Here is a 14,645-nt window from a genome sequence, read left to right as displayed (position 1 = left end):
GCCCGATGCGGCCTGAAATGGGGTGGCTTCAGGCTGGCGCGTCGCGGCCGGGTATAGGCTTGCGCGGCAAGCGCGTTGCAATGGCCTGTACCAGTTGGCGCGCGGCCTGCAGCTTGGGTAATGCGGGCAAGGGGTGCGCGCCGTCGTCGTCGAAAAGAATAAAAGTGGTGTCGTCGGCGTTCATGGAGTGTTGGGCAAGGTTGCCCACCAGCAAGGGAACGCCTTTGCGCCTGCGCTTGGCTTCGGCATGCTCGTGCAGGTTTTCGGTTTCGGCGGCGAAGCCCACGCACCAGGGGCCCGACGCAAGCTGGGCGACTTCGGCCAATATGTCGGGGTTTTGCGCAAACTGTAATTCGGGTGGTTCGCCCACGGCGTTTTTCTTGAGCTTGTTGCTGCTGGCGTTGGCGATATGCCAGTCGGCTACGGCGGCAACCGAGACAAAGATATCGGCGGTGGCCGCTTGTTGCATGATGGCGCCGTGCATTTCCCTGGCGCTTTCAACGTTGATGCGCGTGACGCCGTATGGTGTTTCAAGCGCTGTCGGGCCTGACACCAGGACAACCTGGGCGCCTGCCTCGCGCAGCGCCCGTGCAATGGCGTAGCCGGTTTTGCCGGAAGAGCGGTTGGTGATGACGCGTACCGGGTCGATGGGCTCGGAGGTCGGGCCGGCGCTGACGAGCGCCGTTTTACCGGCAAGGACCTTGGGTTGGGCAAAGCCGATGATCTCGGCCAGCAGTTCGTGAGGCTCGAGCATGCGGCCGCTGCCTATTTCGCCGCAAGCCTGGTCGCCGACGCCCGGCCCCAGTATTGTGGCCCCGTCGGCCTTGATCTGGGCGACATTGCGCTGGGTAGCCGGATGCATCCACATTTCGCGATTCATGGCCGGCGCCACCAGCAAAGGGCATCCGCCCTTGGCTACGCACAAGGTGGAAAGCAGATCGTCGGCCAGCCCGTGGGCCAGCTTGGCGATGAAGTCGGTGCTGGCCGGCGCAACGACTATGGCTTCCGCGCCGCGCGTCAGGTTGATGTGGGCCATGGAGTTGGGCACGCGCGTGTCCCAGGGGTCCAGGTACACGGGCCGGCCCGACAGGGCCTGCATGGTCGTGGGCGTAATGAAGTGGGTGGCTGCCTCGGTCATGACGACGTCGACGATGGCGCCATGGTCGAGCATGCGCCGCACGAGCTCCGCTATTTTGTAGCAGGCAATGCCGCCGGTCATTCCAATAACGTATCGTTTGTTGTCAAGATCGGGCATAGAGGGCCTTGAAAATGGCTTAGGCTTGTTGCGGCCTGAGTGGGGCGCTAGGCGTGGCGTGCGGCCTTGCGGCGTTCGCGCCGCATGCGCCGGATTTCGTCCAGGATAAGCAGTGCCGCGCCCACGCTGATACCGATATCCGCAATATTAAAAGCCGGAAAATACCAACTATCCCAATAAAACAGCAAAAAATCAATAACGTGACCATGTTGCATGCGGTCGACCAGATTGCCGACCGCGCCGCCCAGGATGGCGGTAAGCGAAGTGCAAAACAGCAATTGGCGGGGATGGCGGTACAACAGGTTAAGAATAAGCCCGATGGCGCCCAGGGCAATAATGGTAAACAGCCACCGCTGCCAGCCTTGGCCGTCGGCCAGAAAGCTGAATGCAGCCCCCGGGTTGTACAACAACGTAAAGTCGAAGAAGGGCAGGATATTCCAGCGCTCTCCGTATTTCAGGCTGCCATCGAAATAGCCTTTGGTGAGTTGGTCGGCCACGACAATGGCCAGTGCGCCCAGCAGCCAGTACGTGAAGTGGCCGGGCTTGCGGGTGCGAGCAGTGCTTTGAGGTTTGTTATCAGGCATATTGGCGTAGTTCGCCCTTGCCGAACAAATTGCTGGCGCAGCGCCCGCAAATGGTCGGATGGTCGGGGTTGCTGCCGACATCGTTGCGGTGGTGCCAGCAGCGTTCGCATTTCTGCGCGGCGCAGGGGGCGACCTGGATGCGCAGGCCTTCGGGCTGCCGGTGCACCGTTGCGCGCGACACAATAAAGACAAAGCGCAAATCGTCTTCAAGCGAGGCCAGCAGGTTGTAGTCGTCTTCGCCGGCATGGATGTCCAGCTCGGCGGCCAACGACGAGCCGATTTCGCCGGTGCCGCGCACGTCTTCGATCTTGCGCATGACGTCGGCGCGGATTTCGCGCAGGCGCTGCCATTTTTCGGCAAGCACGCCGGCATCGACCTGGTCGGGCAGGGCGTGGAACAGTTCGGTGAAAATGCTGGGCGCATCGGCCGTGCCGTGCAGGTCTTTCCAGGCTTCTTCGGCGGTGAAAGAAAGGATCGGCGCCATCAGCTTCAGCAGCGTATGCGTGATGTGGTACAGGGCGGTCTGGGCCGACCGTCGCGCCACACTGTTTTGTCCGGCGGTGTATAGCCTGTCTTTAAGGACGTCAAGGTAGAAGGCGCCCAGGTCTTCAGAGCAAAAAATTTGCAGGCGCGCCACGGCGGGGTGGAATTCGTAGCGCTTGAAATTGGCCAGGGTTTCGCGCTGCATCTGCTCGGCCATGGCCAGCGCGTAGCGGTCGATCTCGAACATTTGGTCCAGCGGCACGGCATCGGCGCGGATGTCGAAATCGCTGACGTTGCCCAGCAGGAACTTGAGCGTATTGCGGATACGGCGGTAGCCCTCGACAACGCGCTTGAGGATTTCGTCCGAGATGGACAGTTCGCCGGAGTAGTCGGTGGAGGCAGTCCAGAGGCGCAGGATTTCAGCGCCCAGGGAATCGGAAACCTTTTGCGGCGCAATGACGTTGCCGACGGATTTGCTCATTTTGCGGCCGGCGCCGTCGACCACGAAACCGTGGGTCAGCAGCGCTTTGTAAGGAGGCGCGCCATATAGCATGGAGCTGGTCAGCAATGAAGAATGGAACCAGCCGCGATGCTGGTCCGAGCCTTCCAGATACAGGTCGGCCGGCCATTTCAGTTCGTCGGCGTGCGAGCCTTTGAAAGTGTGGTTTTTGCCGCCCAGCACGGTGGCGTGGGTACTGCCCGAGTCGAACCAGACGTCGAGCGTGTCGCGGTTTTTCTCGTATTGGTCGGCTTCGTCGCCCAGCAGTTCGCGCGGGTCCAGCGACTGCCATGCCTCGATGCCGCTTTTTTCGACGCGCTGCGCCACGAGTTCCAGCAGTTCGCCGGTGCGCGGATGCAATGCTCCGGTCTCTTTATGCACAAAGAAAGCCATGGGCACGCCCCATTGCCGCTGGCGCGAAAGCGTCCAGTCGGGCCGGTTGGCGATCATGGCATGAAGGCGCGCACGGCCCCATGCCGGATAGAATTCGGTCTGCTCGATGCCTGCCAGTGCTGCTTCACGCAGCGTTTTTCCTTCGGTGGGCTGGCGGTCCATGCCCGCAAACCATTGGCTGGTGGCGCGATAAATGATGGGCGTTTTGTGGCGCCAGCAATGCATGTAGCTGTGGTTCAGCGATTCATGCTTGAGCAGGCTGCCGGCATTTTCCAGCGCCTTGACGATTTCCGGGTTGGCCTTCCAGATAGTAAGCCCGCCGAACAGAGGCAGGCTTTCGACGTAATGGCCGTCACCCATGACGGGGCTGATGATCTGGTCGTCGGCCAGGCCGTGGGCCTTGCACGAAATGAAGTCGTCCACGCCGTAGGCCGGCGCGGAGTGCACAACGCCGGTACCGGCTTCCAGCGTGACGTAGTCGCCCAGGTAGATGGGCGACATGCGTTGATAGCCGGGGTCGGCGTCGTAGAGGGGGTGCTTGAATTCCAGATTGGTCAGGGCCGAGCCGGTGGTCGTGGCGATGATTTCGCCGCTGGACTGCCACTGCTCCAGGCAGGATGCGACCAGGTCGGTGGCGAGCAGCAGCAGCGGGCCGGTGGCGCGCGGCTGGGTCAGCCTGACCAGCGAGTAGTTCAGTTCGGGATGGACGTTAAGCGCCTGGTTGGCGGGCAGAGTCCATGGGGTGGTGGTCCAGATGACGGCGGCGCCGTCCTCGACCTCGGTCAGGCCGAATGCATGCGCAAGCTTGGTCTTGTCGCCGAACTGGAAGGCGACGAAGACTGCGGGGTCTTTACGGTCGGCGTATTCGACCTCGGCCTCGGCCAGGGCCGAGCCGCAGTCGAAGCACCAGTTGACAGGCTTGAGGCCGCGGAACACATAGCCTTTTTCCATGATGCGAGCCAGCACGCGAAGCTCGTCGGCTTCGTTGCTGTGGTTCATGGTCAGGTAAGGACGGTCCCAGTCGGCCAGTACGCCCAGGCGCTTGAAGTCCTGGCGCTGGCGCTCGATTTGTTCTTGGGCATAAGCGCGCGCCTTGGCCTGGACTTCGGCGACGGGCAGGTGCTTGCCGTATTTTTTTTCGATCTGGATTTCGATCGGCATGCCATGGCAATCCCAGCCGGGCACGTAGTGGGCGTCGTAGCCCGCCATGGAGCGGCTCTTGACAATAATGTCCTTGAGGATTTTATTGACGGCATGGCCGATGTGGATATCGCCGTTGGCATACGGGGGGCCGTCATGCAGGACGAACTTGGGGCGTCCCTTGCTGGCGGCGCGAATAGCCGCATAGACTTTGTTTTCTTCCCATTCGGCAACCCAGCCCGGTTCGCGCTTGGCAAGATTGCCGCGCATCGGGAAGGGAGATTCGGGCAAATTCAGTGTGTTTCTATAGTCCATGGAGGGCAAAATATTCGCGAGCGTTCTGCGCATCTTTATCGATGGCGGAAATCATGGTGGGTAGATCGGGGAATTTTTCTTCGTCCCTGAGATATTCCAGGAACTCGATACGTGCCAGTTTACCGTAAGCGTCGACGTGGCAATCGAGCAGGTGCACCTCGAGCAGGATGCGGCCGTGGTCTGAGACTGTTGGGCGCACTCCCAGGCTTGCCACCCCGTTGATGGGTTGTTCGTTGATGCCGTGGGCTCTGACGATGTATACGCCCGAGCGCGCCGCGCACAGCTGCGGCACGCGGATGTTTAGTGTCGGGTAGCCCAGCGTACGGCCCAGCTTCTGGCCATGGATAATGTGGCCGCTGACCCGATAGGTATGGCCAAGCAGGTGTTCGGCCCTGTCCAGATTGCCAACAGCCAGCGCAGTGCGCACTTCAGAGCTGGAGATGCGGTAGCCGTGCTCGTCGAGCACATCGGTAATGGTTTCGACTTCGAATCCATATTGCCGCCCCGATTGGCGCAGCAAGTCGACATCGCCCGAGCGCTTGTGCCCGAAGCGAAAGTCTTCGCCCACGAGCAGCCAGCGGGTGTTCAGCCCCTGCACCAGCAAGGTCTTGATGAAGTCCTGGGCGCTCATGTCGGACAGGGACTGGTTGAAGCGTTCCAGGATCAGCTGTTCGATGTTCAGGCGCGAGATGGCCCAGGCCTTGTCGCGCAAGCTGCTGATTTGCGTGGGGATAAGTTCGGGCCGCTGGCCGCGCATGGCGAAATAGGCGCGTGGATGCGGCTGGAACGTCATTACGGTGGAGGCCAGCCTGCGTTCGTCGGCAATTTGGCTGACGCGCGCCAAAATAGCCTGATGCCCGCGGTGGACGCCGTCGAAATTGCCGATGGTGACTGCGCTGGGGCTGTCGCTGTCATGGCGCGGAAGGGTGCGATATATTTTTAGAGCGGGTTTCACATGCAAGAGTTTACAATTTTACGTTGGCCTACTTTGGAAATTATATTTTGTTTGTTGCAAACTCTGCCGCGCGCCGCTTTGTGGTGCTGATTTCGGGACGCGGCTCTAATATGCAAGCCATAGTCCGGGCCTTGCGGGCGCAAGGGGCGTCGGCCCAAATGTGCGCCGTCATTGCCAGCTCGCCGGACGCGCCGGGGTTGGCCTGGGCGCGTGAACAAGGGATAGAGGCTACACTTGTGCCGCATCGCGATTATGCCTCACGCGAAGAGTTCGACCAGGCTCTGGCGCAAGCCATCGAAGCCTACGAACCGCATTATGTTTTGTTGGCGGGTTTCATGCGTGTCTTGACGGACGAGTTCGTCAGGCGCTTTGAAGGCCGCCTCATTAATATCCATCCGTCTTTGCTGCCTTTGTTTCCAGGCTTGAACACGCACGGCCAGGCCCTGGAGGCCGGCGTGCAGTGGCATGGCTGCACAGTACACTTCGTTACCCCGGTGCTGGACGTGGGCCCCATAATCGCTCAGGGCATAGTACCGGTGCTTGCGGGCGATACGCCCCAGACCCTGGCCGAACGCTTGTTGCATATCGAGCATCGGGTCTACGCCACCGTTGCGGGCTGGCTGGCCCAAGGACGCGTGACGCTGGATGACACGCAGCGCGTCCAGGTGCAAGGCGTCAGGACCCGCTCTTATCTATTTACGCCGGAAGGCGCGCAGGAAGAACACAGGCTATGACTACAGAAAAAAACAGGCGCGCGCCGTCCAGGCGCCCCAGCGCCAAAGCATCCGGCTTCAGCAGCCGTAGCGAAGGCCGCAGTCCGGGCCCGCGTGGTACGGATTCTCGAAGTTCCGACGGTCGGCGCCCCGAATCCTCTTCGGATCGGCCACGGGATACTGGCCGCGGCGAGCCGGCCCGGGGCACGCGCCGGCCCCCGGCTCGCGACGGCCAGGCCGCACCGGTGCGCGACAGGCCTTACGTGATGGCAGCGGCGCGCATCGAACAGGTGCGCAGCGTGCTGGGCGAAGTGCTGCAATGGGAATATCCGGCCGACGCCGTGCTGTCGCATTGGTTCCGGGCGCATCCCAAGCTGGGCTCGCGCGATCGCGGCGAAGTGGCTGACGCGGTATTCGATGTGCTGCGCAATTTGCGCCGTTATCGCCAATTTGCCGAAATCGGCATGGGCCCGGCGGCGCGCCGCCTGGCCATTCTGGGTTTGTCCAATGTATTCAGCAAAGATGTGTTGAACCAAGGCCTGGACGAAGCGGAGCAGGGCTGGCTGGAGCATGTGCTGCGCATCAATGTTGCGGCTCTTTCGCGCGCGGTGCGAGCCAGCTTGCCTGATTGGCTTGACGAGCGCCTGTCGCAGCTTGACGATGCCGACGCCTTGGTCGACGCCTTGAACTCGACCGCTCCGCTGGATATCCGGGTCAACCCGCTCAAGGTCGAGCGCGATGCCATGTTGGCAACCTTGCGCACAGGACCGGCGCTGCGATTCGATCCCGAACCCACGCCGTATTCGCCCTGGGGCATACGCCTTCAGGGCCGCCCACCCGTCAATCGCTGGCCCATGTTCGAGAACGGCGAGATCGAAGTGCAGGACGAAGGCAGCCAGATCCTGGCAGCCCTGGTAGGGGTCAAGCGCGGCGAAATGGTTATCGACTATTGCGCCGGGGCGGGCGGCAAAACGCTGCTGCTGGGCGCCTTGATGCGCTCCACCGGCCGTTTGTATGCGTTTGACGTGTCGGCCGCCAGGCTGGCGCGGGCCAAGCCCAGGTTTGCGCGCAGCGGTTTGTCCAATATCGTGCCGGTGGTGATCGCCGACGACAACGACCAGCGAGTCAAGCGCCTGCGCGGCAAGGCGCATCGCGTTCTGGTTGATGCGCCATGCAGCGGCTTGGGCACTTTGCGCCGTAATCCCGACCTGAAATGGCGCCAGCATCCCGAGTCGCTGCAGGAACTGGTGGATCTTCAGGCCCGCATCCTGCGCCAGGCTTCCCGTTGCGTTGCGCCCGGCGGCCGTCTGGTCTATGCCACCTGCAGCGTGCTGCCGGAAGAGAACGAGCGGCAGGTTGAGGCCTTTTTGGCGGAAAATCCTGAATTTACTCTGCTGGATGCGAGCAAGATCGTGCAAGATCGTTGCGAAAATCTGACACTTGAGGGGCCTTGGCTGGCCATGCGTCCGGACCGTCATGGAACAGATGGTTTTTTCGCGGCGGTTCTCGAACGAGCCAAGCCCGCGGCGCTCAAGTCCTCCACAGAGGGCGGGAGCCAGGCGCAGGACGGTTCAAGCTAAATAAGGGCCTGGGCAAAGGCGTGGCGCCATGCTGCGCCCCAGGGCCCTTATTTGGCGCAGTCGCTTGATTTCAATCAAGAACTATTTTGCAATAGCGCTGTCGTAGACAGAGCAAGTGGGCTAAACTTTCCCTGTCACTTAACGCGAGGCCTCAAAACAAGGTTTATGGACAATATTCTTACATTTCTTGCCGGCGGTTTGCTCCAGTATTCGTGGTGGCAGGTCGTTATCGTTACATTGGTGCTTACACACATCACCATTCTTGGCGTAACGCTTTTCCTGCACCGCAGTCAAACGCACCGGGGGTTGGACCTGCACCCGGCCGTCATGCATTTTTTCCGCTTTTGGCTGTGGCTTACCACGGGCATGGTTACCAAAGAATGGGTAGCCATCCACCGCAAGCATCACGCCAAATGCGAACGCGAAGGCGATCCTCACTCGCCGGTCATCTATGGCATCAACAAGGTGTTTTTCCGTGGCGCCGAGCTTTACCGCGAAGAGTCCACCAACCTTGAAACCATCAAGCGTTTCGGCCACGGCACGCCCGACGACTGGATCGAGCAAAATCTCTATTCGCGCCATAGCACCTGGGGCATTATCATCATGCTGGTTCTAGACCTGGCCCTGTTCGGGGTGCTGGGGCTAACCGTATGGGCCGTGCAAATGGCCTGGATCCCCTTCTGGGCCGCCGGCGTGGTCAATGGCATCGGTCACTGGTGGGGTTATCGCAACTATGCCAGTCCTGATACCAGCACCAACGTCATTCCCTGGGGCATTATCATTGGCGGCGAAGAACTGCACAATAACCATCACGCTTATGGCACCTCGGCCAAGTTTTCCAGCAAGTGGTGGGAGTTCGACATCGGCTGGGGTTATATCAAGATCCTCAGCGCATTCGGCCTGGCCAAAGTCCGGCGCGTCGCGCCCAAGGTCAAGCTCGAGCCCGCGACATCCGGGGTTGGCGTCAGCTTGCAAACCCTGGAAGGCGTGATCCTGCATCGCTACGAAATCCTGGCCCGCTACACTGACCTGGTCAAGAAGGCCGCCGCCGAAGAACTCGCCAAGCTCAAGCCTTTGCGTAAAAGCGACGGCGCCGATTGCCGCTGGCAGTCGCTTAGCCGGGCTCGCGACCTTATCAGCCACGCCGACGACACGCAGCTTGAACCGGCCCAGCGCGCCGAACTGGATACGGTGCTGGCCGACAGCCAATCTTTGTCCACCTTGGTCCAGATGCGCCGTGAATTGACCCGTTTGTGGGAAAGCTCCACCTCCACCAGCGAACAATTGCTCAGCGACCTGCAAGCCTGGTGCCAGCGCGCGCAGCAAAGCGGCATTGAAGGCCTAGAGCAATTCTCCTATCGGCTGCGTCGCTACGCGGCATGATCGATCAGTTAAATCCAGAACAACAAGCCGCAGTCACTCTTCCTCCCCAGCATGCCCTGGTGCTTGCCGGGGCGGGAAGCGGAAAAACCAGGGTGTTGACCACCCGCATGGCCTGGCTGATTCAAACCAGCCAGGCCAGTCCATTTGGACTGCTGGCCGTTACGTTCACCAATAAATCGGCGCGTGAAATGCTCACGCGCCTGTCCGCCTTGCTGCCCATCAATACGCGCGGCATGTGGGTGGGCACGTTTCACGGTTTGTGCAATCGCATGTTGCGCGCGCATCATCGCGATGCGGGCTTGCTGCAGACCTTTCAGATCCTCGACTCGGCAGACCAGCTTGCGGCTATCAAACGGCTGATCAAGGGCGCGGGCATCGATGACGAAAAATATCCCCCCCGCGATGTGCAGCGCTTCATCAACGGCGCCAAGGAAGAGGGCTTGCGCCCCGGCAGCGTTGACGCCTGGGATGCGCATCGGCGCCGTCTGGTCGAAATCTATCAGATGTATCAAGACCAGTGCGAACGCGAAGGCGTGGTCGACTTTGCCGAACTGCTGCTGCGCGCCTACGAGTTGCTGCAGCGCAATGCTCCTATACGCGAGCACTATCAAAGACGCTTCCAGCATATTCTGGTGGACGAGTTCCAGGACACCAATACCCTGCAGTACCAGTGGCTGAAGCTGTTGGCCGGCGAAGGCGCCAGCATTTTCGCGGTGGGCGACGACGATCAGTCCATTTATGCATTCCGGGGCGCCAACGTGGGCAATATGGCCGAGTTCGAACGCGACTACGCGCATGGCACGGTCATAAGGCTGGAACAGAATTACCGTTCATACGGCCATATATTGGATTCGGCCAATGCGCTGATTGCGCACAACACGGGGCGCCTGGGTAAAAACCTTTGGACCGAGCAGGGCGAAGGCGAGCCCGTGCGGGTTGTCGAACAGCCCTCCGACTTGCTCGAAGCGCATTGGCTGGTCGACGAAATCAAGGCGGTTATCGGCGAAGGCAGCTTGCGCAGCGAGATTGCGGTGCTGTACCGCAGCAATGCGCAGTCACGGGTCATCGAGCATGCGCTGTTTTCGTCGCGCATTCCGTACAAGGTTTATGGCGGACTGCGCTTTTTCGAGCGCCAGGAAGTCAAGCACGCGCTGGCGTATTTGCGCCTTATGGACAACCTGCACGACGACACCTCGTGGCTGCGCGTGGTCAATTTCCCCACACGGGGCATCGGTGCGCGCACGCTGGAGCAATTGTCCGATCTGGCGCGCCAGAACAATACCAGCCTGTACAAGGCCGTTCCGCTGATGTCGGGGAAGGGCGGCGGCAATCTGTTGAAGTTTACCGAGCTCATTCAGCAAATGGCCTACGAGGCGCAGATTCTAAGCCTGCCCGAACTGGTCGAGCATGTTATTCACCATAGCGGGCTTAGAACCTTTTACCAGGGCGAAAAAGAAGGCGCCGATCGGCTCGAGAACTTGCAGGAGCTGGTCAACGCGGCAACGGTATTTGCGGCTGAAGAAAACTTCGACGGCTTGCCGGCGGGCCGCATCCTGATGCCGGATGCGCCGCTTGCCGCAGAAGATCCGGCGCAGCCGCCGGCGGCAGACTCCGCGGAAGACGCAGCGACGGATGCCGATGTGTTTTCACCCGTCGTGCAGATGTCGCCGCTGGGGGCTTTCCTGTCGCATGCTTCGCTCGAAGCCGGTGACAATCAGGCCCAGGCGGGCCAGGACGCCATTCAGTTGATGACGGTGCATGCGGCCAAGGGTCTGGAGTTCGACACGGTATTCATTACCGGGGTAGAAGAGGGTCTGTTTCCGCATGAAAATAGCCTGATTGAAGCGGCTGGCCTGGAAGAAGAGCGCCGTCTAATGTATGTGGCCATTACCCGTGCGCGCCAGCGGCTTTACCTTACCTTGGCGCAAAGCCGGATGCTGCATGGCCAGACGCGCTACGCCATGCGTTCGCGTTTCCTGGACGAAATTCCCGAAGAACACCTGAAGTGGCTGACGCCGCGCGAGCGGGCGCCGGTTGTGGCCAACAGCAATTGGTCGGCGGGCGCCTATCGCCGCGGCGATGCCTATGGGCGGCCTTCGACCGGCGGGGCCGTTGCACGCCCGGCGCGCAGCCTTACGACCGGGGTGTCGGTCGGCGACAAGCATTTTCGTATCGGCCAGGGCGTTACCCATGCCAAATTCGGCGAGGGTACGATTATCGGCCTGAGCGGCGCGGGCGTGGATGCGCAGGCGCAAATACAGTTTCGCGATGTCGGCACCAAAACTTTGGCGCTAGGCATCGCCAAGCTGGAAATCGCCGGCTAAGAACCGGCTGGGGCACCTGCTTCCAATCTATTCCGTCCGACCCGGTTACGCGGCAGCTTGCCGCCGAGGCAAGATCGATTCAGCCGGCCTTCGGCCGATGGCGCCCGGGCCGGCCGAACCGAAACGCTTCGGTCTTGATCATTCGGCCCTGGACACTTCTTCCAATTGCTCGTGCAATTCCAGCCACTCGTCTTCCAGTTGGCTGGTCTGTTTACTAAGGTCGCCGTGTTCGGCCAGCGCCTTCAGCCGCTCTTCGCGCCGCTCGTCGGAATAGAAATCCGGGTCGGCTATCAGCGCGTCCAGGCTAGCCAGCCGCAGCCGGGCCTTTTCCATGGCGGTTTCGATTTTCTTTATTTTGCTTTCCAGCGGCTTGCGCACGCTTGCCAGGCGCTGCCGCTGTTCGGCTTCAAGGCGGCGCTGGGCCTTGCGGTCCGGTGCATTGCCGGCTTCCAGGCCAGGTACTTCGTTGCGTGCCTGGGCGCGCATGGTGGCGTTGCGGGTGCTTAGCCATTCGCGATAGTCTTCCAGGTCGCCATCGAACTCCAGCACCTGGCCGTCGGCCACTATCCAGAAATCGTCCACGGTAGTGCGCAGCAAGTGGCGGTCGTGCGAAACCAGCAGCACGCTGCCGGGAAACTCGGCCAGCGCCGTGGCCAGGGCTTCGCGGGTGTCGACGTCCAAGTGATTGCTGGGCTCGTCCAGCAGCAGCAAATTGGGTTTTTGCCAGACTATCAGCGACAGGGCCAGGCGGGCTTTTTCACCGCCCGACATGGGCGCGATCAGGCTGTTGACGGCATCGCCGCTGAAGCCGAACCCGCCCAGGTAGTTGCGCAGTTCCTGTTCGCGGGCCTGCGGCGCCAGGCGCGCCAAATGTTGCAAGGGCGTGGATTCCAGGTCCAGCATGTCGAGCTGGTGCTGGGCGAAGTAGCCTATTTCCAGCCCCTTCGAAGGTTTGCGCTCGCCGCTCAAGGGTTGGAGCTCGCCAGCCAATGTTTTGATCAGCGTACTCTTGCCGGCGCCATTGACGCCGAGCACGCCGATGCGGCTGCCGCCCCTGACCATCAAGGTAATGTCTTTCAGGATGGATCTGCGTTCGCCGCCGGGCAGCAAGTAGCCGGTGCTGATCGCCTCCAGGGCAATCAGGGGGTCGGGCATGCTTTCGGGTTCGGGGATGCGTATGTCGATGCCGGCTTCGGCATGTATGGGAGCCAGGGCCTCCATGCGGGCCAGCGCCTTGACGCGGCTTTGCGCCTGCTTAGCCTTGGTGGCCTTGGCCTTGAAACGGTCGATGAAGCTTTGCAGCCGGGCCGTTTCGCGCGTCTGCCGGTCCCAGGCCAGCCGGGTCTGGCGCAGGCGCTCGGCACGCTGCGTCAGGAAGTCTTCGTAGCCGCCGCGGTAGCGTACAAGCTTGCCCTGGTCGAAATGCAGGATGGCTTTGGCGACGGCGTCCAGAAACTCGGTGTCGTGCGAAATAAGCAGCACCGTTCCTTGATAGGCGCCCAGCCAGCGTTCCAGCCACAGCATGGCGTCCAGATCCAGGTGGTTGGTGGGCTCATCCAGCAGCAGCAACTCGGAGGGCGCCATGAGGGCGCGGGCCAGGGCCAGCCGCATTTGCCAGCCGCCCGAAAAGCTGTTTACCGGGTTCATCCACTGATCCGGCGCAAATCCCAGCCCCGCCAACAACTGCTCGGCCCGCGAAGGCGCACTCCAGGCGTCGGCCTCTATCAGGGCGGTTTCCAGTTCGGCTATCCGCTGCCCGTTGTTTTCGGCAACCGCGGCGCGTTCGGCCTGCAAGGCGCGCAAGTGCGTGTCGCCATCGATGACGAATTCGCGCGCAGGCAAAGCGTTGCTGCTGATTTCCTGTTCGACGCTGGCAATGCGCCAGGCCGCCGGAATAGTAAGGGTGCCTGCGTCGGCATCGAGCCGGCCTTGCAGCAAGGAGAACAGCGTTGATTTACCGGCGCCGTTCTTGCCGACTATGCCGACTCGTTCTCCCGGGTTGATGACAAAATCGGCTTCGTCGAGCAATACCTTGACGCCTCGACGCAACGTCAGACCTGTTGCACGAATCACGATGTCAGTTGGTCCTGGGTAAGAAGCAGGATCTGGTCGTCGCTGTTTTCGGTGCTAAGCCAAACCGGCTCCAGGTCTGGGAAGGCGGCGATGAAGTTTTCGTATTCGTTGCCGATTTCCAGCACCAAGATGCCGCCGGGCGCCAGGAACTCTGGAGCACGCTCCAGGATGCGCCGCACAATGTCCATGCCGTCTTCGCCGCCTGCCAGGGCCAGGGTGGGTTCGTGGCGGTATTCCGCGGGCAGCGATTCCATGGCGTGGTTGTTGACGTAAGGCGGATTGCACACAATGACGTCGTACAGGCATTGCGGCATTTGTTCGAACAGATCGCTGCGGTGGGTGGCGATACGGCCGTCCAGCCCGAACTGCTCGATGTTTTCGTTGGCAATTTCCAGGGCATGCTCGGACAAGTCGACAGCGTCGACCTGCGCATTGGGAAAGGCCAGGGCCGCCAGGACAGCCAGGCAGCCGGAACCGGTGCATAGGTCCAGCACGAATTCGACGTCGTCGGGGTCGGCCACCCAAGGCGAGAGGTCCTGCGCCAAAAGCTCGGAAATCGGCGAGCGCGGCACGATGACGCGCTGATCCACCACGAAGCGGTGTCCCTGCAGCCAAGCTTCGCCGGTAAGATAAGCGGCGGGAACGCGCTCGGTCATGCGCCGGTCGACCATGGTGAGGAAGCGCTCGCGTTCGTCGGTCAGTACACGGGCGTCCAGGAAGGGTTCCAGCGTGTCCAGCGGCAGATGCAGGGTGTGCAGCAGCAGATAGACGGCTTCGTCCCAGGCATTGTCGCTGCCGTGCCCGAACGACAGTTTGGTGGCATTGAACTGGCTGACGGCGTAGCGCAGCAGATCGCGCACGGTGAACAACTCGTGAAAGGCAGAAGGATTCATGCCAACTCCGGCAAAGAAACGGGGGTAGGCGCCTGGCTGGCGAGCGGCTCGGGCG

The 14,645-nt window shown here is 61.3% G+C and carries 10 protein-coding genes; 4 read left to right on the top strand and 6 right to left on the bottom strand.

The genetic code is table 11. From position 1 onward, the window contains the following. Window positions 1-28: 28 nt before the first annotated feature. From coaBC to DFR37_RS07605, 4 genes are read right to left on the bottom strand one after another with little or no spacing between them, the layout of a single operon-like run. Window positions 29-1,255, bottom strand: a complete 1,227-nt coding sequence (gene coaBC / locus DFR37_RS07620; protein WP_113932630.1) for a bifunctional phosphopantothenoylcysteine decarboxylase/phosphopantothenate--cysteine ligase CoaBC — start codon at window positions 1,253-1,255, stop codon at window positions 29-31. Window positions 1,256-1,302: 47 nt separating this feature from the next. Further along, a complete protein-coding gene (lspA, locus tag DFR37_RS07615) occupies window positions 1,303-1,839 on the bottom strand; it encodes a signal peptidase II (RefSeq protein ID WP_113932629.1) in 537 nt (178 codons plus the stop codon). Then, entirely contained in the window at window positions 1,832-4,669 is a 2,838-nt protein-coding gene (gene ileS / locus DFR37_RS07610) for an isoleucine--tRNA ligase (RefSeq protein ID WP_113932628.1), read from the bottom strand. The genes lspA and ileS overlap by 8 nt, the downstream gene beginning before the upstream one ends. Next, window positions 4,659-5,624 (bottom strand): bifunctional riboflavin kinase/FAD synthetase, encoded by a 966-nt coding sequence (locus DFR37_RS07605; protein ID WP_113932868.1) that lies wholly within the window; start codon window positions 5,622-5,624, stop codon window positions 4,659-4,661. Before DFR37_RS07605 ends, ileS begins: the two co-directional genes overlap by 11 nt. A 47-nt stretch (window positions 5,625-5,671) precedes the next feature. Here DFR37_RS07605 and purN point away from each other — a divergent pair, with 47 nt between their 5' ends. The 4 genes from purN to DFR37_RS07585 all read left to right on the top strand — a co-directional run bounded on the left by purN (window position 5,672) and on the right by DFR37_RS07585 (window position 11,624). Next, a complete protein-coding gene (gene purN, locus DFR37_RS07600) occupies window positions 5,672-6,358 on the top strand; it encodes a phosphoribosylglycinamide formyltransferase (protein WP_113932867.1) in 687 nt (228 codons plus the stop codon). A gap of 278 nt (window positions 6,359-6,636) precedes the next feature. Next, window positions 6,637-7,917: an RsmB/NOP family class I SAM-dependent RNA methyltransferase gene (locus DFR37_RS07595; protein ID WP_113932866.1), complete on the top strand. Its 1,281-nt coding sequence runs from the start codon at window positions 6,637-6,639 to the stop codon at window positions 7,915-7,917. A gap of 165 nt (window positions 7,918-8,082) precedes the next feature. Further along, window positions 8,083-9,300, top strand: coding sequence for a DesA family fatty acid desaturase (locus tag DFR37_RS07590; RefSeq protein ID WP_113932627.1), 1,218 nt, complete (start codon window positions 8,083-8,085; stop codon window positions 9,298-9,300). After that, the gene (locus tag DFR37_RS07585) at window positions 9,297-11,624 is read left to right on the top strand and encodes a UvrD-helicase domain-containing protein (protein ID WP_113932626.1); all 2,328 of its coding nucleotides are present in this window, start codon (window positions 9,297-9,299) and stop codon (window positions 11,622-11,624) included. The genes DFR37_RS07590 and DFR37_RS07585 overlap by 4 nt, the downstream gene beginning before the upstream one ends. 138 nt (window positions 11,625-11,762) lie before the next feature. On the opposite strand, the gene DFR37_RS07580 is transcribed toward DFR37_RS07585, so the two are convergent. Continuing rightward, entirely contained in the window at window positions 11,763-13,697 is a 1,935-nt protein-coding gene (locus DFR37_RS07580) for an ATP-binding cassette domain-containing protein (RefSeq protein WP_113932625.1), read from the bottom strand. After that, window positions 13,694-14,590, bottom strand: coding sequence for a 50S ribosomal protein L3 N(5)-glutamine methyltransferase (gene prmB / locus DFR37_RS07575; protein WP_113932624.1), 897 nt, complete (start codon window positions 14,588-14,590; stop codon window positions 13,694-13,696). The genes DFR37_RS07580 and prmB overlap by 4 nt, the downstream gene beginning before the upstream one ends. Window positions 14,591-14,645: the final 55 nt, after the last annotated feature.

The organism is Eoetvoesiella caeni (genome assembly GCF_003315175.1).
GTDB lineage: Bacteria > Pseudomonadota > Gammaproteobacteria > Burkholderiales > Burkholderiaceae_B > Eoetvoesia > Eoetvoesia caeni.
The sequence above is the reverse complement of the archived record's forward strand: the minus strand, read 5'-3'. Positions and strand labels throughout refer to the sequence as shown.